Origin of the sequence: Corallococcus sp. AB045 (genome assembly GCF_003668895.1) — a bacterium.
In the GTDB taxonomy this organism is placed as follows: domain Bacteria; phylum Myxococcota; class Myxococcia; order Myxococcales; family Myxococcaceae; genus Corallococcus; species Corallococcus coralloides.
Genome location: NZ_RAWN01000188.1, coordinates 1 through 17,835, shown reverse-complemented (window position 1 = coordinate 17,835; position 17,835 = coordinate 1). Strand labels below are relative to the sequence as shown.

Genomic DNA, 17,835 nt, shown 5'->3' with positions numbered 1-17,835 from the left:
ACGTCCGACCCCGCCCACCTGGAGGACAACGTGAAGGCGGGCTTGGGACGGCTCCCCGACGAGAAGCTGCGCGCGCGGATGGTGAAGCTCTTCGAATCCTGAGCGGCGCGGCCTACAGGTCAGGTGACGGCGAGTAGCGCAGCTCTCCGCCCGGCTCCAGCACCAGCCCGGTGCCGGGCTCGCCGGCCTCGTCGTCGCGCCCCACCTCCAGCACGCCCTCCTCCGCGTCCCACTGGCCCAGGTAGTACTCGCCACCGGCCACCATGCACGCGCGCCCTTCGGACACCAACGTCTCCACCACTTCCTTCTTGTCGCTGGTGAGCCGGTAGAGCGTCCACGTCTTGCCGTCCTCGCGGAAGCCCTTCACCAGGTCCGCCAGCTCTTCGTCGCGAGGCGCGCCGCCCGCCTTCTCCTCGCGCGTCCACTGGCGCGGCTCCTTCGCGGGCTGCGTCTTCTGCCACGCCCGCGCCAGCTCCAGCAGCTTCTGCTGGGCCGCGTCCTGGAGCGCGTGCATCGCGTCCGGCAGCTCAATCTCCTCCAGCGCCAGCAGGGCCGTCTCCAGTTGCAGCGCCTTCAGGCTCCACTCGTTCCACGCGGTCTTCAGCATCCGTGTCGCTCCCGGCCGGCACGCCTCGTTCCGAAGGACGAAACAAGCGAGAGGGCCCGGCACGCCCCCTATCACACGCCCGGCTGCCGGGGTGCCGACCCGGCGGTACGGACGATGTTCGCTGCCAGGCCGCTGCCTACCTTCAACCCCCAAGGGAGGCGAGCACATGACGACGACGACGAAGAGTCCGCAGGACGTGGTGGAGCACCTGGGCAAGCTCATCCACGGCATCAAGGTCGCGATGATGACGACCGTGGACACCGACGGCAGCCTGCGCAGCCGGCCGATGTGGACCTACGACAAGGACTTCGACGGGGAGCTGTGGTTCTTCACCAACGACCACACGCACAAGGTGGACGAGGTGCAGAAGGACCACCACGTCAGCCTCGCCTACTCCGACCCCACGCGGGACCGGTACGTGTCCGTCAGTGGTCGCTGCTCGCTGATCCACGACAAGGCCAAGGCGAAGGAGCTGTGGAACCCCGCCCTCAAGGCCTGGTTCCCCCAGGGGCTGGATGATCCGAACCTGGCCCTCCTGCGCGTCTCCGTCGAGAAGGCCGAGTACTGGGACACACCCAACAGCAAGATGGTCCAGCTGGTCGGGTTCGTGAAAGCCGTCCTCACCGGCGACAAGTACCACCCGGGCGACAACCAGAAGCTCGACCGGGGCGCCCCCCGCCGCAACTGACGGGAACCCGAACGGGGCCGCCGGAAGGCCGGCGGTTCCCACGCTCTTAAAACCTGACACGTGTGTCATGGGGTGTGTGAAAGCAGGACAGCCTCAGACTCGTACCACCCCGGCCCACCCGGCAGGCGCACCCGAGTGAGCCCGCCGTGGTGGGTGAGACTTTTGTCCCTTGGTTGCTGTTTCTCTGACAGCGCCGTTCGTCCTGGCTTGTAACGCGGCCCCGGCCCGAGTCATGCAGCCGGCCGACGCCGTGGTACGAGCCGGACACCGTCCACACATCACGTTGAAGTGACAGACGGTTTAGAGTATCAACCATCCGCTTTCGAGATTTTCCACCTTCCGTCCGGCATCCTTGCCGGCGCCGGATGGAACGGACTCGGAGACGCTCATTGGGCGGAGCGATTTCCCGCCATTCGAAGGAATCAGGACGATGGAGAATAAGAAGAAGGTCGCGAAACCCGAGGGCAAGCTGGCGGTGCTCATCCCGGGCCTGGGCGCGGTTTCCACCACGCTGATGGCGGGTGTGGAGCTGGCGCGGCAGGGCAAGGGCGCCCCCATTGGCTCGCTCACGCAGATGGGCACGGCCCGCCTGGGCAAGCGCACCGACGGCCGCACCGTGAAGCTCAACGAGCTGGTGCCGCTGGCCACGCTGGAAGACGTCGTCTTCGGCGCGTGGGACATCATCAGTGAGGACGCCTACCAGGTGGCCGTGCGCTCGGGCGTGCTGACCGACAAGCACCTGGAGCAGGTGAAGCCCTTCCTCCAGGGCATCAAGCCGAAGCCGGGCGTGCATGATCCGGAGTTCGTGCGCCGCATCGCGGCAAACCACATCAAGGCCACGAAGACGCACCGCGAGAGCATCGAGGCCATCCGCCAGGACATCCGGGACTTCAAGAAGGAGCTCAACGCCAAGCGCGCCGTGATGGTGGTGTGCAGCAGCGTGGAGACCTTCCGCCCGCTGCCGGAGGCCTTCCAGACGCTGGCCAACTTCGAGAAGGCGCTGGACGCCAACAGCACGGACATCAACCCCACGGCGCTCTACACCTACGCGGCCATCAAGGAGGGCGTGCCGTTCGCCAACGGGACGCCGAACGCCGCCGTGGACACGCCGGCGCTGCAGGAGATGGCCAAGCTGGAGGGCGTGCCCGTCGCGGGCCGTGACCTCAAGAGCGGCCAGACGATGATGAAGACGGTCATCGCGCCGGCGCTCAAGGCGCGCATGCTGGGCCTGGAGGGGTGGTTCTCCACCAACATCCTGGGCAACCGTGACGGCGAGGTGCTGGATGATCCCCAGGCCTTCAAGGCCAAGGAAGTGACCAAGTCGAGCGTGCTCGACACCATCCTGCAGCCGGACCTGTACCCGGAGCTGTACAACAAGTACTCGCACAAGGTGTCGATCCACTACTACCCGCCCCGCGGCGACGCGAAGGAGGGTTGGGACAACATCGACATCACCGGGTGGCTGGGCTACCCGATGCAGATCAAGGTCAACTTCCTCTGCCGCGACTCCATCCTGGCGGCGCCGCTGGTCCTGGACATCGCGCTGTTCATGGACCTGGCGAAGCGGCTGGAGTGGCGGGGCATCCAGGAGTGGATGTCCTTCTACTTCAAGAGCCCCATGGCCCACCCGGGCCTGCCGGTGGAGCACGACCTGTTCATCCAGCTGACCAAGCTGAAGAACACGCTGCGCGTCGTCGCGGGCGAAGAGCCCATCACCCACCTGGGGCTGGACTACTACGGGGATGACCTCCCGCTCGCCCGATAAGAACGCCTCCGCGTTCAAGTGGCTCGTCACCGTCATGGCGACGGGCCACTTCGCGTTGGTGGTCTCCACCGGAAGAGTCCGGTGGGAGCACGTCGCGGCGGACCTGCTGCTGGTGGTGCTGGCCTGGGCCGGCGCCGGCCCGCGGCGGTTCCTCCGCGGCGCGTTCCCGCTGTGGCTCACCGGCATGATTCTGGACAGCCAGCCGCTGTGGCTATGGCTGCGCGGCACCATCCACACCGGCGACCTGTGGAACCTGGAGAAGGTGCTGTTCCCCGCCCCGGGAGGCACGCACTGGCCCGAGTGGTGGTCGCGTCACCCCAACACACCGTTGGACCTGCTGTGCGGCTGGGCCTACGCGGCCTACCTCTACGAGGTCTTCCTCGTGGCGCTGTGGTTCTTCTTCAAGAAGGACGCGAGATTCGAACAGCTGTGCTGGGCCTTCTTCGTGGTGAACGCCATCGGCGTGGTCACCTACGTGATCTACCCCGCGGCTCCCCCCTGGTACGTGCTGAAGTACGGGCCGGGACTCGCGGACCTGTCGGCGCCGCCCAGCCCCGCGGGCACCGCGCGCTTCGATGCCTTCTTCGGCATCCACTACTTCGCGAACTTCTACGCCAAGAACCCCAACGTCTTCGGGGCCATGCCGTCGCTGCACGCGGCCTATCCGCTGATGATGGTGCTCGTCCTCTGGCACAAGGGCCTCGCGTGGCGGGTGGGCACCATCTTGTTCGCGCTGCTCGTCGCTTTTTCCGCCGTGTATCTCACGCACCACTACGTCCTCGACGTGCTCGCGGGAAGCATCGCGGCGGTCGTGGCCTTCGTGGTCGTGAGGGCTGTCTTCGCAAGACGGGCCGTGGAAGCGCCAGGGATGGCGCCCATGACCCTGCCGTCTGGAGGGAACACCCGTGCATGACAACATGCTGGCCTTGCTGAGTGGCGACCTGTCCCCCTCGGCGCGCATCTGGACCGCGCTGGCGCCCGCGCTGTTCGCGGTCGCGTACTTCCTCGTGGGACTGGTGCTCTTCTGTATCCGCTGTGCCATCAAGGGCATCCCCCGGGACGCGGAGACGCTGACGCGCGGCAAGTCGGTGCTGGTGGGCTTCTTCCTGCGCCACTACTTCTTCTGGGTCATCCAGCCGCTGTGGCGGGTGCTGCTGCGCTCGGGCCTTCCGGCCAACGCGCTGTCCATGCTGTCGGGCCTCCTGGGCGTGTCGTCCGGCGTGGCGGTGGCGGCGGGCCGCTTCGCGCTGGGTGGCTGGCTGTTCCTCCTGGCGGGCGTGCTGGACGTGATGGACGGCCGCGTGGCGCGCACCCGCAAGGAGGCCAACCCCGCGGGCGCGGCGCTGGACTCCGTGCTGGACCGGTACGTGGACTCCGCCATCCTGATGGGCCTGGCCTGGTACTACCGGGACACCTGGGTGCTGCTGCCCGCGCTGGGGGCGCTGATGGGCTCCTCGCTGGTGCCGTACGTGCGCGCCAAGGGTGAAGGCCTGGGCGTGAGCGTGCGCGACGGCGCGATGCAGCGGCTGGAGCGGGTGCTGTTCCTGGGCGTGGGCACGGCGCTGTCGCCCATCCTGGAGGCGCTGTTCTGGCCGACGGAGAAGCACCCCATGCACTGGCTGGCGGTGGCGGGCCTGGTGTTCGTGGCCGTGCTGAGCAACGTCACGGCGCTGGCGCGCTTCCGCACGCTGGTGCGGGCCCTGACGCCCAAGAAGCCGGTGAAGCAGCGCTCGGGCGTGGCGCTGTTCGGCTTCAACGCGGCGGCGGGCGCCATCGCCACGGCGGTGGACTTCGCCGCGGTGCTGGGCATGGTGGAGTGGGGGGGCCTCTCCCCGGTGTGGGCCACGGTGGCCGGCTGCGTGCTGGGCGGCGTGGTGAACTACTCCCTCAACCGGGTCATCACCTTCCGCAGCCAGGGGGCGGTGGCGCCGCAGCTGGCGCGCTACACGCTGGTGAGCGCGACCAGCGCCCTGCTCAACGCGGGCGGCGTGGCGCTGCTCACGCTGCACCCGCAGCTGGCGTACACGCTGGGCTGGTGGTTGGTGCGCGGCGTCGTGTACTTCGCGTGGAACCTGCCGCTGCAGCGTGACTACGTCTTCAACGACACCTCGGACGAGCTCCTGGAGCAGCGGCCCCATGCGGCGTGACACGCTCGCCCGCGGCTTGAGGGCCCTGTGGGTGGGGGCCCTGCTTTCGCTTCCTGGGGTGGCGGCTGCGGGTGGCGTGCTGGGGTTGTCCTACGACTCCAGCGACCGGTACGGAGAGAGCTTCTCCTTCGTGGCGGACACGGAAGACGGCACCTACGTGACGGTGAACCTGACGGTGACGAACATCGGCCCGGGGTCGCGCACGGGCATCTGCCGCGCCACGGTCTTGCGGCCGGGTAAGGCGGTCTGGTCGCCACAGACGCGCGTGGGCGCGAAGGAGTGGAGCTACGCGCCCACCACGGACACGTTGAAGCTGGGCACGTGCCTCGCCCGGGCTTCGGACACGGGCCTGACGGTGGACGCGCCGTTGGACAACGGCCGGGTGACGCTGGAGTACGCGCGCAAGCCCGAGCCGTGGTCGACGGACGGCTCCGTGGTGGAGGAAGGCAAGGACCGCTACCGCCACGAGGTGCTGGTGGCCGGCAGCCCCGTGAAGGTGACGCTCCAGATGCCCAAGACGGAGGCGGTGACGCTGTCGGGCGGCGGGTACGCGGACCACTCGCGCAGCACGGTGGCGCCGGCGAAGTTGGCGAAGCGCTGGGTGCGCTTCCGCGCGCTCAAGGGCCCGCCGTACGCGGTGGTGCTGGGGCGCGAGGGCCATGGGGGCGACTACGCGCCCGTGTACGTCTGGGAGGACAAGGGGGCCGCGAAGCTCCTGGAGTCCTTCACGCTCACGCAGACGGGAGCGAAGGAGAAGAGCACGTGGCGGGCGGAGCTCACCGACCGTGACGGCAAGCCGGCCGTGACGCTCAAGGGCACGTCGCTGCTCCAGCGCAGCGCGCCGGTGGAGTCTCTGGGCGTGCTGAGCGGGCTGGTGCGGCCGGTGGTGGGCTCGCCGGTGACGTACCTGCTGCGGGGCGTGATGGAGCGTCCGGGCAAGGCGCCGGTGGACGGGTTGATGGAAGTGACGTTGGAAGGCGAGTAGCGGAGCAGGGGTTTTCAGCGTGAGCGAGTCGTTGCTGCGGTCGGTGCATCACGTCCCCGGGGTCCGGGGGTTCGTGCGCAAGCAGGTGCTGCGGGTGGTGGCGCGCGGGGTGGAGTGGACCACCAAGCTGCCCGGCAAGCGCGCCCTCAACGTGTCCCAGGTGAACCCGTGGCTGCACGTGGGCGGCAGCGTGTCCCGCGCGCGCTACGGCGAGCTGAAGGACCGGGGCATCACCTGCGTCATCGACCTGCGCGCGGAGCGCTGTGACGACCGCGAGGCGCTGGCGGCGCTGGGCATCGAATTGCTCAGCCTGCCGGTGACGGACCGCTACCCGCCGTCCGTGGAGCAGCTGTCGCAAGGGGTGCGCTGGGCGCTGCCCCGGCTGGACGCGGGCGGCGTGCTGTACGCGCACTGCGAGCACGGCGTGGGGCGCGGGCCGCTGATGGGGCTGGCGGTGATGGTGGCGCGCGGCTGGGACGCGCCGGAGGCGTACCGGGCGGTGCGCCACGCGCGCTGGCAGGCGACGCTCAACGACCGGCAACTGCGCGGACTGGCGGACTTCGTGGCTGCTTGGACGGGCGTGCCGGAGAAGGCCGCTTAGGATCCGTGCCGGATGCGGGCGTGGGGTTGGGCGTCCGGGCTCAAGGCTGGGGGCGCCACCACAGCCCCTTCAGTCCCGCCTGCTCACACGCCTGCCGCGCCTCCTCGGTGTAGCAGTAGTAGGCCAGCTCGGGGACGAAGAACACGGGCGGGAAGCCTCCGGGTGGCGGGCGGAGCACGAGTGGCTCGGCGTCATCCTCGCCCAGAAGCTCTTCGCCACACTGGTGGAAGGGCACACCCTTCACGAGGGTGCGCTCCCGGTCGATGCAGTCTGTCTGCTCCAGCAACTGGAGGATGACGAAGTCCTCGTTCTTCAGCGCAGGGTCCGTCACCGAATGCCAGGTCCGCCTGCGGGGGTAACCTTTGCTCACGAGGTGCTTGATGCGTTCTGAGTAGATGATGGTGGGGATGAGGCGGTGGCGGAACGGGCCTACTGCTTCGAGCACGCGCACCATGCGCCGGGAGAGCAGCAACCATCCCATGGGCGCGGTGAACAGGTGGTCGAGCCCGGCGATCCTCTCCAGATTGCCGATGAACTCCATGACCTCGGGCGCGCCCTGTTGGCGCTGGTAGTCAATGGCGGGGTCGCGAAACGTCGCGCACTCGAAGCCGTCAAACTCGATGAGATGGGCGTCATAGATCTCCTCATCCTCCTTGATGTGGGAGACATCCGTCGCCAATGCATACATCATGTGGTGTGTGACTCCTCGTGGGAGGGCAGCTCCAACAAAGCCAGCTTCTTCCCCGTGAGCACCCTACCGCCGCGCTGCTCCTGAATCACCTTGATGACCGGCTCCTTCAGGCTTCCGGATTGGATGGCCTGACGCAGCTCGTTCTCGACCTTGAGGATGGCCTCCTCGATGAGCTTGGGCGTCCAACTGGAGGGGGGGCCGCCCTTCCTGGACAGATTGTCCCAGGCGGCCTCAAGCCGGGCACGCACGAACTTGCTGTAGAGGGGATGGCTGCCCGAGTGGATGAGCTGGCCCTCCACGTTGAGCCCGGAGTGCATGTCGAGGATGTTCGACCCGCGGTCAATCGTGTAGCCCTTGAGCCGCTCCATGGCGGTGCGGATCAGCGGGTGTTTCTGGGCGATCTCGTCGGGGATGAGGTGGTGCATGGGATGGCCAGCGGAGAGCCGGACCTCCGCCGCCGCCCGAGCCGCCGGGCCCTGGGTCTTCTCCACCCAGTCCAGGTAGTTCTTCCGATAGCGGGTGAAGATACTGAGGCGGATCGTGCCCTTGTCGGCCTTGAGCACCACCAGCCCATCCTGGGTCACCGTGAGTGCCCCGTACTCGTCGCCCAGGGCCTTCCCGTCCGGACGGCGCAGCCGGTAGGGCTGGGACTCCGAGCTCAACTTCTCCAGGCGGTAGCCGGCAGCCTGGAGCTCCTGCTTGAAGGCGTTGAACTCCGGCGTTCCTTCCTGCGGGATGCGGCGTCCGACGAAGTCCTTGAGCTTGTCCCAATTGGGGAGCTTCTCCAGCAGCTTCTCCAACTCGGCGTCACTGAGCATGCGCTCGGTCAAGGTGGGCTCGGAGTCCGGCCTGGACGTCCCGCCCTCCTCGACCGCCTTCGACAACAACGGTGCGCCGGAGCCCCAGGGATTGAAGGGCAGCGGGACAGACGGAGCTGCAGTGATGGAGCCCGGCTGGAACACGGGGACGCCCGCGTAGGCACCTCCCGGACCCGCCGACGCCATCATGTAGAAGCGAGGCGGGGTGATCCTCACGGACGTCATCAGCTTGAGCCCACGTCCCGCGTTGGTCTTCACGCCCATCAGCGCCAGCGCGGCCATCGCGATGCTCACCAGCATCCGGAGGAAGGACTTGCTGGCCTCCTTCAGCTTCTCCGCGGAGCCATTGGCCTCCCAGGCCTGGGTGAGCCACAGCTGCGCGTGCTTCAGGGCCTCTCCTCCGGCCTCGATGAGGCCATGGGCTCCGAACGCCGCCAGGCCCAGTTGGATGAGCGCCGCCGCGAGCTGCCCTACGCCGGTGGGCGTCGCCGCCAGGAAGGTGGATAGCGCCTCCGCGGCGATGAAGCCCACCACCATCGCGGAGATCTCCAGCCAGTTGTCCAGGATGGCCTTGCCGTACTGGCCTGTGACCTCTCCGAAGTACTGGTCCGCCTGCCGCACGGAGGTGAGGACGTCCTCCAGATGCCGGGCGGCCTTGCGCGCCTGGACCATCGCCTCGTGGGTGATGGAGCCGCTCGACACGATTCCCTGGAGCTGGTTGGCGAAGGCGATGCTCACCAGCCAGATGCGCTCGCCCGCGACCAGCCGGACGTCACCGTCGACGCGCTGGACCCCCTTGCGACCACTCTTCACGTTCACGTGATGAATGACATTCTCGTAGAAGCGCAGGTCCCGCCCCGGCTGGATGGCCTGCCGGTAGATGCGCGCGGCGATGGGCTCCAGGCGGTCCCCTGGACGGACCTGGTAGAGCGTCGCCGCGGGCTCCGGCAGCTGCGTCGTGATGCGCAAGGTCTGCACATAGCCTTGCAGCAGGTATCCCCCCACCACGGTCGAGACGTAGGACCAGCCAGGTGCCTGGGCATGGTCCCGGATGACGCTCACCCGCGTGCCCGGAGGCAGGGGCGCTGGCGTCAGACAGGTGGAGCCCTTCATCTCCGCGGGGAGCGTCCGCAGGTTGGCGCCATCACCCTGGTCGATGAATCCGAACTGAATCGTCATGTTCCCCCCAGTCTCGGGACTGAGAGGATTCAGCCACCCGGGCCGCGAGTGAAGAACCGGCCGGGTGGGAATGACAAAGACTTGCAGCCGCTGCGCGGCGGTCGCCTGCTGGATGCGGGCCTCGGTCTCGGCGGGGCTGCGGACCGACACGGGTGACCCGGCGGCGGCTCACGCCTTCAGGCTGGAGCGCTCCTCGGAGCCGGCGTCCTCACCAGACGCCATCGTCCCCTCGCGCTTGGGCCGCCGTCCTCCGCTGCCCATCAGCATGTCCATCCACCGGTTGCTGATGCCGAAGTTGCGGTCCGGCGTCGCGAAGTGGTGCGCCATGTGGTGCGCGCGCAGCGCCCTGCCCCAGGCCGTGCGCGGCGTGCGGTGGTGCGTGGCCCAGTGGAGGGTGTCGTAGGCCACGTAGCCCCAGACGATGCCCACGAAGTACGGAAGCATCTGCGCCGGGCGACCCACCAGCCACAGCAGCCCGCCGATGAGCGAGGACAGCGGGACGGTGACGATGAGCGGCATCACCAGGCGCTGCGAATCGTCCGGGTACTTGTGGTGGTAGCCGTGGGCAATCTCATGCACCCGCCGGGTGACCGCCCCCTTGCCCTCCCAGTGGAAGAAGAACCGGTGGATGCAGTACTCCATGAGGATCCACGTCAGCAGACCCAGCGGCACGAACAGCACGCTCGCCCCCACCGTCGTCCGTCCCCCGTACAGCCCCCACCCGAGCAGCCCCACCGTGAGCGGGACGTAGAGGAGGACCGGCACCGCGGGGTGGAGTTTCGAGCAGGCTTCGAGAAGGGCGTTCTCGAACATCCGGCCGGACTGATGTCGGTGGTAGGAGCGACTCATTCACCCTGAGTCTTGGGCCGGGGGCCGCCGGATGCCTCTGCCCGTGTGTCTTGCCGCAGTGTCGCCTGCACGAAGACGGAGGCGGGCGCCGGATGGACGCCCGCCACCCCGCGCTCAGCTCTCCGCGGGGCGCTCGGTTCCGTCGTCGCCGGCCGCCGGGGTCGACGTGGCGCTGCTGTGCTTGTTGCGCCAGCGGTCCACCAACAGGAGCAGCGCCGGGAAGCCCACCAGGACGATGACCATGTTCACCGCGAAGCCCAGGTTGGCCAGGTCGCCAATGGAGTTGAGGCCCGGGTGCTTGGCGAACACCAGCGCCAGGAAGCCGATGGCGCTCGTCAGCAGGCCGCCCGTGATGGCCCGGCCCGTCTCCGCGTACACGGTGGTGAAGTCCGCGCCCGGCTCGCCCAGGCGCTCAATCAGGTGCACGCCCGCGTCCACCGTCGTTCCGATGAGCACCGGGATGACCACGATGTTCAGGTAGTTGAACTGCAGGCCCATGATGGACATCAGGCCCACCAGCGCCGCGATGGACAGCAGCGTGGGCAGCATGCAGATGACCGCGTTGCGCAAGGAGCCCAGCGTCAGCCACATGGCCAGGAAGACGCTGACCACCGCGGCCACCAGGATGCGCGGCCCCTCGGAGGCCACCATGTCCAGGATGTCCGCCAGGATGAGCGCCTCGCCCGCCGCGGACACCTGGCTGCCGTCCGGCATCTGGAGGTTGCGCACCTCCTTGGTGAAGCGCCTCGTGCCCACGCCGTCCGACAGGCTCACGTTCGCGTAGACGAGCACCACGCCGCCCTTCTGGCCGGCCGCCGGCTCGAACTGGCGGCGCAGGCCCACCGGCAGGTCCTCACGCACGAAGGGCTTCGCGGCCGTCATCTTCACCGCGCGCAGCAGGTCGTCACGCTGGGCCTTGTCCACGCGCTCCGGGTCGATGCGCTGGAGCTTCTTGTGGATGGCCTGGAGCAGCGCGTGCTTCTCCTCCTGGTGCCGCGGCACCAGGTCCTCCAGCGCGCCCACGAAGTCGATGGTGGAGTCCTTGCCGAACTTCTCCTTGCGCGCCTGGAGCTGCTTCACCACCTCGCGCTCCATCCCCTCCGTGTCCGTCAGCACCACCACCGGCGTCGCGGAGTAACCCAGGATGTGGTCGATGCGCTTGTCCAGCCGCACGCTCGGCAGCGACACGTCATCCAGCTTCGTGGAGTCGTAGTTGAAGCTCACCCGGTACGCCTGGCTGATGAGCCCCACCAGCGCCACGCCAATGACGACCACCACCGCGCGGTAGCGGCGCGGCAGGAAGCGCGCCAGCAGCGCCATGGGCCCCGACTGCGACTGGTGCTCGCGCGGCACCCAGCCCCAGCGCGACACCAGCCCCAGCAGCGCCGGCAGGATGAGCAGGTACGACGCCACGCTCACCATCATGCCCACCGCCGCGATGACGCCGAACTCGTGGAACGCCCTGAACTCCGACCACGACAGGCTCAGGAACGTGAGCGCCGCCACCAGCGCGGAGATGAGCGCGGAGAAGCCCGTGTGCTTGAACGTCTCACGCACCGCCTCCTCCGACGTCATGCCCTCCGAGCGCAGCGTGCCCCACCGCCCCAACAGGTGGATGCCGTGCTCCACGCCCAGGCCGCCCAGCACCGCCGCGAGGAAGCCCGTCAGCAGATTGACCTGCCCGTACGCGATGCCCACGAAGCCGTAGGTCCACGACAGGCCCGCGACCACCGGCACCATGGTGAGGCCCACGGACAGCCCGCTGCGGAAGTGGAAGATGAGGTAGGCCAGCAGCAGCACCAGCGCCAGCGAGGACGCGCGCGCCAGGTCGCCGGTGATGACCGCCTGCTGGTCGATCTTCTTCTTGAACGTGCCGGTGATGGCCGTGTGGAAGCCAGGGCCGTACTTCGACAGGTCCTGCTTCGCCAGGTAGTCCTCCACCTGCGAGATGACCGTCTTGGAGTAGCCCAGGTCCGCGGAGGAGCCCTTGGCCTTGAGGAGCATCACCACCATGCGCTCCTGCGGATCCAGGTAGTACAGGCCACCCTGCCCCGCGAGCCGCATGTTCGCGCCGCCGGTGTACTTCTTCTGGATGTCGCTGAAGTCCAGCGACGGGGGCGCCTCTTCCTCCAGGCGCACGAAGAGCGGGTTGGCCTGCTCCTTCTCCCACGCGAAGCGCGCGTCGATGCGCTCCTCGATGGTCTTCAGGTCCGGCAGGTCCACGTAGTAGAGGCCGTGCTCGTCGAAGAACTGGCTGGGCCGCTGCGCGTTGACGAAGCGGATCTCCGACAGCGTCGCCAGCTTCGGCGCCATGTCATCCACGAACTGCTTGAGCTGTTCAGGCTCCGCGCCGATGCCAGCCACCACCACGTTGCCCATGCCGCCAAAGCGCGTGCGCAGCTTCTCCAGGTCCTGCACGGACTGGAACGACTTGGGCAGCAGGTTGGCCAGGTCCGCGTTGAGGCGCAGGTCGCGCGCGAAGAAGGTGCCCAGGCCCGTGAGGATCAGCGTCACGAACAACGCCACCCAGGGTCGCTGGTGGCTGCGGGCCGCCAGGGAGCCCATCGCCGCCTCGAACCGTCCGGACCACCGCGTCTCACTCATGGATGTGATTTCCTGCTGAAAGCCCGCGCCGTGACGGCCGGGGACAACCTTGAGCCCGAACGAACCGGGCTGCTCTCGCGTATATGCCCCGAGCCACCGTGCGTCCAGGCATCGCCCCGGGGCCTCCACTGGCCGCATGCCTGGCCCGGGGAACAAAGACAGCAGGGCCCGGCCGCGCCATGTATGCCGCTCCGGCACGCGTCATGCCAGGGGATCGGCTTCTCCTCTGAGTATTGAGGCATTTTGCCCCACCCGTTCCGGTGTTGGCGGACGGGCGGAGCGACCCCTCGCGCCGCGGTGCCGGAGGACTGCGGTATGGCCAGCTTTTGCTGCGACACGCGCCCTGCCGGGTAGCAGGCGCCGCTTGGGGGGCATGGTCCATGGCCTCGAACCCGTCTTCAGCAGCGGAGCGCACGTGGATGCACCGGATGGAGCGCACGATGGGTGCGCTGGCCGCGCACAACCACCGCCGCCCCTTCACGGCGCTTGTCTGCGCGCTCGTGCTGTCCGTCGTGGGGCTGCTGTCCGCGCGCCACCTGGCCCTCAACGCGAACCTGGTGGATCTGCTGCCCCCGTCCTTCGAAAGCGTGCAGGCCATCCACACGCTGGAGCAGCGCTTCGGCGCCCAGGGGTGGGTGGTGGTCGTGGGCGAGGGCGGGGACCCGGCGCAGCTCCAGAAGTTCGCGGAGGACGTGGCGCCGAAGCTGGAGGCGCTGCCGGGCATCCGCTACGTGGAGATCACCCGCCCCAGCAGCTTCTTCCGCAGCCACGCGCTCTACTTCCTGTCACCCGAGGACTTGAGGGAGGTGGAGCGCCGCATCGACGCGCGCCTCACCTGGGAGAAGGAGCAGGCCAACCCGCTCTACGTGTCGCTGGATGGTGAACCGCCCCCGCCGCTGGACTTCTCCGACCTGGAGGAGAAGTACGCCAGCGGCGCGATGACGCGCCTGTCCAGCCACCCCAGCGACTACTACCTGGACCCCTCCGCGCGCCGCGTGGTGGTGCTGGCCAAGCCGGAGGTGTCGTCCGCGGACCTCACCTTCTCCACGAAGATTGTCGAGGAGGTGCAGGGCGTCCTGCGGCAGCAGGACCTGTCGAAGTACGGGCCGGGCTTCCACACGGAGATCACCGGCTCGTTCCAGAAGAAGATGGATCAGCAGGGGCAGATCACCCGCGACGTGGCGGTGTCCTCCACGGTGGCCACGGTGCTGGTGCTGCTCTACCTGTTCCTGCACTTCCGCAGCGTGCTCGCGGTGGGGATGGTGCTGGCGCCGGTGGGCGCGGGCCTCGCGTGGACCTACGGCCTGGTGGGCGTGGCGTACGGCCGCGTGAACCTGCTCACGGCCTTCCTGGGCGCCATCCTGGGCGGCCTGGGCGTGGAGCACGGCATCCACCTGCTGGGCCGCTACCTCACGCTGCGCGGAGAGGGGCGGTCCTCCGAGCAGGCCACACGCGAGTCGTTCATGCACACGGGCGGCGCGGCGCTGGTGTCCGCGCTGGTGGCGGCGCTCACCTTCTTCGTGCTGGGCACGTCCAAGCTCACGGCGTTCCGCGAGTTCGGCGTCATCGCGGGCGTGGGCATGCTGGTGCTCATCCTCGCGTACGTGCTGGTGCTGCCGGCGGTGCTGGGGCTGGGAGCGCGCTGGGGCTGGAAGCCGCGCGCGAACACCACGGAGATGACGGAGGCGCCGCTGGGCCGCGTCATCACCCACCGGCGCGGGCTGCTCACCGTCGTGTCCGCGCTCGTCGTCGCGGGCCTGCTCACGCAGCTGCCGCGCCTGCGGTTCGACTACGACATCGGCTCGCTGCAGGACCAGCGCCTGGGCTCGTTCGTCCTGGACCGCGCCGTCAACCAGCTCATCGGCTATTCGCAGGTCCCGCTGGTGGTGCTGACGAACTCCCGCGAGGAGGAGGCCGCGGTCGTCCGGGAGCTCCAGGCGCGCAAGCGGCAGCAGGGCGCGAACTCCACGGTGGACTTCGTCGCGGCGCTCACGAGCCTGGTGCCGGAGCGGCAGGCGGAGAAGCAGGCCATCCTGAAGGACATCGGGAAGCTGGTGGAGGACGTGCCCGAAGGCCAGCTCACCCCGGAGCAGCGGGGGCAACTGGCGGAGCTGCGCAGGCAGGTGCTGGCAAGGCCCTTCACCGAGGCGGACCTGCCATCCAGCGTGCGCCAGCAGTTCCAGGGACGCGGCGGCCCGGGCACCGGCTTCGTGCTGGTGTATCCGTCCGCGGATCAGTCCAACGGCCAGGCCATGCGCCGGATGGCGAAGGAGGTCCGCGGGATGGTGCTGCCGGATGGCCGGCCCGCGGTGGTGGCCGGTGAGGCGATGGTGCAGGCGGACATCGTGAACCTGGTGTCACACGAGGCGCCGTTCATCCTGCTGGGCTCCACGCTCACGGTGCTGCTGGCCATGTGGGCGACGCTGGGCGGCCTGCGCACCGCGCTCCTGTGCCTGATGCCCACGGTGGTGTCGCTGTTCGCGGTGCTGGGGCTGATGCCGCTGCTGGGCATGGAGTTCAACTACCTCAACATCCTGGTCATCCCGGTGCTCATCGGGACGACGGTGGACGCGGGCGTGCACCTCATCACGCGGCTCGCGTCGCCGCGCAGCGACTTCGTGCGGGTGTATTCGGAGACGGGCAAGGCCATCTGCGGCGGCCTGCTCACGAGCGCGGTGGGCTTCGGCGCGCTGCTGCTCGCGGACCACCCGGGCCTCAACTCGATTGGCGCCCTGGCGAACGTGGGGTTCGGGATGAACCTGCTCATCATGCTGGTGACCTTCCCGGCGTTGCTGCTGGTGCTCTCCGAGCGCAAGCGGCGCCACCGTGCGGTTCCCCCGCGCCTCCGGGGTGAGCAACTCATGAAGGATGGCCAGGGTCCTCACCGGCCCACGCCCTCCCATTAGGCCGAGGCGTCGACCGCCCGGCCCCACAGCCTCAAGGAGCGGAACGATGTCTCAGCAATGGATCTGGATGAGCGTGGCGGCGGGCACCCTGGCGCTGGGCTCCGCGAACGCGCAGGTGGATCCGAACTCCGCGAGCGCCATCACCACGAGCCAGCCGAACCCGGGGGCCCCGGCGGGCACGCCCGCCCCCATGGGAGGCGCATTGGACAACCAGGTGACCCAGCCCCTTGGCGACACCCTCAGCGTGGGCGCGGGCGGCAGCGGCACGTCCACGGGCGCGGTGATTCCGCAGCCGTACGGCACCCAGCCGTCCGTCTCCGGCAACGCAGCGCAGTCCGTGCCCCCCAGCCCCGGCAATGCCACCACCGTGACGGGCGGCGGCACCGTGGTGGCGCCCGGCTCGGCCACCACCGTGACGGGCACCGGCGCGGTGCTGGCTCCCGGCACCAGCTCCACCGTGGCGGGTTCCACGGGCTCCACCGCCACCACGGGCGCGCTGTTGCCGCCCGCGACGACGACTCCCGGCACCACGCTGCCAGGCGCCTCCATCAGCACCGTGACGCCGGGGACTCCGACAGGCACCATGTCCAGCACGGGCGCCGTGCTGCCTCCGGCCACGGGCATGACGCCGCCGGGAATCACGGGCTCGCAGCCCACCACGCTGTCGCCGGGCGGCAACACGTTGCCGCCAGACAGCAACACGTCCAGCAACTCCGTGACGCCGCTCGGTGGCGGCAACGTGAATCAGCCCCCGACCCCCTGAGTCGCACGGATCAAGCTCGCTGGCTCGCACTCCGGGCCAGCGAGCGTGGCGCGCGGAGGACCTCCTCGTCTCGCGCAACCCTCCCCTTCCGGCCGCCCATGCCGTCCCCCGAGCAGGCAGGCGGATGAGCCACCCCTGCACACACCGTGGGGCCTGCTCACCTTCGGTCGTGCAGGCAGCCAGGACCTTTCAAGCAGTCAGACTCCTATCGGGGGAATCCACATGAAGAAGTTCCTGAAGACCCAGCTGACGGTGGCGGCGGTTCTCGCGGGGGCGCTCGCGCTCGGCACGGGCTGTAAGTCGGACCAGTCCGCGACGCGCGGCACCGAGCCGGCCTCCGACTCCACCATGGGCACGGACTCCAGCGGCACCGGCACGGACACGTCCGGCTCCGGCACCACCACCACGCCGCCTCCCAGCAGCGGCGGCTCCGGCTACGACACGGGCAGTACGTCGCAGGACTCGACGCTGCCTCCGTCGGACATGGACACCGGCGGCTCCGGCAACACGAATGACTCCACGCTGCCGCCCGCGACCAACGACGGAACCCTGGACCCGGGCACTGGCGGCGCGGGCACCGGTGAGGCCGAGCCCGGCGTGCACGACGGCGAGATGACCGAGCCGGGCACGGGCGGCTCCGGCCTGAATCCGGACGACAGCGCCATCCCGGACGACAGCAGCCTGCCCAATGACTCCACGCTCGACCCGAACAACTCCGGCGCCAAGGGCAACATGACCACGCCGGTGCCGGACTCCACCGGCACGATGGCGCCCAACAACGGCACCACGCGCTAAGCCCCTCGGGGTGCACACGGCAGCGCCCGTGACCTTCACCGGTCGCGGGCGCTTCGCCGTTTCCAGCGTCCGGCGCGGGCGCGAACAACAAGACCCCGCCGACGCGCGAGGGCGTCAGCGGGGTCATGGTGACAGCGCGACCTGGGTGATCAGCTCACCTTGACGCCCGGCGAAAAGGGCTGGCCCACCGGTTCGATGATGCGCGGGCTCCCGTTGTCACCCGGGCCATTGCCGGGACCACCCCCCGGGTCGAAGGTGGACGGCACGTGGCGCTCCTGCCGCTCATCCTCTTCCGTCCCGGCTTCGCGCGCTGGCGAGGGAGGCAGCCCCTCCAAGGGAATGTGCAACACGTCTTTCTTGCTCATGACGAACGCCTCCTTTCCCCTCTCAGGTTGGGGTGGACCGGGGGTTTCCGCCACCGGGCGCCCCCCCGCCCG

Annotated in this window: 15 protein-coding genes; 9 read left to right on the top strand and 6 right to left on the bottom strand. The window is 69.0% G+C overall.

The annotated features are described in order from the left end of the window. Positions 1–112: 112 nt before the first annotated feature. Positions 113–607, bottom strand: a complete 495-nt coding sequence (locus D7Y21_RS32605; protein ID WP_120562545.1) for a hypothetical protein — start codon at positions 605–607, stop codon at positions 113–115. Positions 608–773: 166 nt separating this feature from the next. On the opposite strand from D7Y21_RS32605, the gene D7Y21_RS32600 reads away from it, so the two are divergent. The 6 genes from D7Y21_RS32600 (at position 774) to D7Y21_RS32575 (ending at position 6,793) form a co-directional block, all read left to right on the top strand. Continuing rightward, positions 774–1,295 carry a pyridoxamine 5'-phosphate oxidase family protein gene (locus D7Y21_RS32600; protein WP_120562546.1) on the top strand — a complete coding sequence of 174 codons (522 nt, stop codon included), beginning with the start codon at positions 774–776 and terminating at the stop codon, positions 1,293–1,295. A 430-nt stretch (positions 1,296–1,725) separates the two neighbouring features. Beyond that, positions 1,726–3,060 carry an inositol-3-phosphate synthase gene (locus D7Y21_RS32595; RefSeq protein ID WP_120562547.1) on the top strand — a complete coding sequence of 445 codons (1,335 nt, stop codon included), beginning with the start codon at positions 1,726–1,728 and terminating at the stop codon, positions 3,058–3,060. Further along, positions 3,038–3,973 carry a phosphatase PAP2 family protein gene (locus D7Y21_RS32590; RefSeq protein WP_120562548.1) on the top strand — a complete coding sequence of 312 codons (936 nt, stop codon included), beginning with the start codon at positions 3,038–3,040 and terminating at the stop codon, positions 3,971–3,973. Before D7Y21_RS32595 ends, D7Y21_RS32590 begins: the two co-directional genes overlap by 23 nt. A 4-nt stretch (positions 3,974–3,977) precedes the next feature. Next, positions 3,978–5,207, top strand: coding sequence for a GtrA family protein (locus tag D7Y21_RS32585; protein WP_370039589.1), 1,230 nt, complete (start codon positions 3,978–3,980; stop codon positions 5,205–5,207). Beyond that, the gene (locus D7Y21_RS32580; protein WP_121717752.1) at positions 5,197–6,192 is read left to right on the top strand and encodes a hypothetical protein; all 996 of its coding nucleotides are present in this window, start codon (positions 5,197–5,199) and stop codon (positions 6,190–6,192) included. Before D7Y21_RS32585 ends, D7Y21_RS32580 begins: the two co-directional genes overlap by 11 nt. A gap of 19 nt (positions 6,193–6,211) precedes the next feature. After that, a complete protein-coding gene (locus D7Y21_RS32575; protein ID WP_014393269.1) occupies positions 6,212–6,793 on the top strand; it encodes a dual specificity protein phosphatase family protein in 582 nt (193 codons plus the stop codon). Positions 6,794–6,833: 40 nt separating this feature from the next. Here the strand turns inward: D7Y21_RS32575 and D7Y21_RS42405 are convergent, their stop codons facing one another. From D7Y21_RS42405 to D7Y21_RS32545, 4 genes are all read right to left on the bottom strand, one after another. Next, entirely contained in the window at positions 6,834–7,484 is a 651-nt protein-coding gene (locus D7Y21_RS42405; RefSeq protein ID WP_199735535.1) for a hypothetical protein, read from the bottom strand. Then, positions 7,481–9,481 carry an AHH domain-containing protein gene (locus D7Y21_RS42400; protein ID WP_199735534.1) on the bottom strand — a complete coding sequence of 667 codons (2,001 nt, stop codon included), beginning with the start codon at positions 9,479–9,481 and terminating at the stop codon, positions 7,481–7,483. The genes D7Y21_RS42405 and D7Y21_RS42400 overlap by 4 nt, the downstream gene beginning before the upstream one ends. A 168-nt stretch (positions 9,482–9,649) precedes the next feature. After that, a complete protein-coding gene (locus tag D7Y21_RS32550) occupies positions 9,650–10,330 on the bottom strand; it encodes a sterol desaturase family protein (protein ID WP_233612368.1) in 681 nt (226 codons plus the stop codon). A gap of 114 nt (positions 10,331–10,444) precedes the next feature. Beyond that, a complete protein-coding gene (locus D7Y21_RS32545) occupies positions 10,445–12,934 on the bottom strand; it encodes an RND family transporter (protein ID WP_120567558.1) in 2,490 nt (829 codons plus the stop codon). Between the two features lie 380 nt (positions 12,935–13,314). On the opposite strand from D7Y21_RS32545, the gene D7Y21_RS32540 reads away from it, so the two are divergent. The 3 genes from D7Y21_RS32540 to D7Y21_RS32530 all read left to right on the top strand — a co-directional run bounded on the left by D7Y21_RS32540 (position 13,315) and on the right by D7Y21_RS32530 (position 17,398). Continuing rightward, positions 13,315–15,840 (top strand): RND family transporter, encoded by a 2,526-nt coding sequence (locus D7Y21_RS32540; protein WP_370039585.1) that lies wholly within the window; start codon positions 13,315–13,317, stop codon positions 15,838–15,840. A gap of 46 nt (positions 15,841–15,886) precedes the next feature. Next, positions 15,887–16,603, top strand: coding sequence for a hypothetical protein (locus tag D7Y21_RS32535; protein ID WP_147469436.1), 717 nt, complete (start codon positions 15,887–15,889; stop codon positions 16,601–16,603). 222 nt (positions 16,604–16,825) lie between these two features. Further along, the gene (locus D7Y21_RS32530) at positions 16,826–17,398 is read left to right on the top strand and encodes a hypothetical protein (RefSeq protein WP_121717749.1); all 573 of its coding nucleotides are present in this window, start codon (positions 16,826–16,828) and stop codon (positions 17,396–17,398) included. A 149-nt stretch (positions 17,399–17,547) separates the two neighbouring features. Here D7Y21_RS32530 and D7Y21_RS32525 read toward each other — a convergent pair whose 3' ends face one another. After that, positions 17,548–17,763 (bottom strand): hypothetical protein, encoded by a 216-nt coding sequence (locus tag D7Y21_RS32525; protein WP_121717748.1) that lies wholly within the window; start codon positions 17,761–17,763, stop codon positions 17,548–17,550. Positions 17,764–17,835 lie beyond the last annotated feature (72 nt).